Annotated in this window: 1 protein-coding gene; it reads right to left on the bottom strand. The window is 32.8% G+C overall.

Translation table 11 applies throughout. The annotated features are described in order from the left end of the window. Positions 1–213: 213 nt before the first annotated feature. The coding region (locus tag DNK85_RS11610; RefSeq protein ID WP_208123172.1) for a hypothetical protein at positions 214–707 on the bottom strand (494 nt) is incomplete at its 5' end.

A 707-nucleotide genomic window follows, 5' to 3' on the forward strand; every position in this document is an offset into this window, starting at 1 on the left:
CAATCCGACGTGTTCTTATTATTATATTCCTTTGAAATCAGATCCTTCCTTTCTTTTCTCCATCATCTTCCTCTTTCTTGTAGTTCCTTCCAATTCTTTCCCTTTTTTCCTCTTTTTTTCTTTTTCTCTATCCTTATCTCACTCCTTTTTACCTCTCTTCTCTATTTTCCATTTCCCCCTACCAACTTTTCTCTCTTATTTCTATCCCCTTCCTTAGCCTTTTTTCCTTTTTTTCTTTCTTGTTCGTCTCTTCTCTTTTTTTTCTTTCCCTCCCTTCCCTTTTTCTCCTTCCTTTTTCCCTTCCACTTCTTTTCTTTCCTTTTTTCTTTCCTCATCATCTTCTTCTCCTTCCCTTTTTTCTTCACCTTTTCTTCTTCCCTCTCTTCTCCCTCCTTCTCCTTTTTCTTTTTTTCTTTTTTTTTCTCTCCTTCTTTTCTTTTTCTTTTTCTCTTTCTCTTCTTTCTCTTTTTTTCTTCTTTCTTTCTCTTTTTTTCTTTTTTTTTTCTTCTTTCTCTTTCCCTTCCGTTTTTTCTCTTTTCTCCTTTCTTCTTCTTTCTTTTTCCTCTTTTTTTTTCTTTTCACTTCTTTCTCCTTTTTCCTTTTTCTTCTTTTTTGTTCTTCTTCTATGCCTCTTTTTTCTTCCTTTTTTTTTTTCTTCTTCCTTCTTTTTTTCTTTTCTTCCTTCTTTCTCATCTTCTCCATTTCTC

It is taken from the genome of Cysteiniphilum halobium (genome assembly GCF_003574425.1).
Taxonomy (GTDB): Bacteria; Pseudomonadota; Gammaproteobacteria; order Francisellales; family Francisellaceae; genus Caedibacter; species Caedibacter halobius.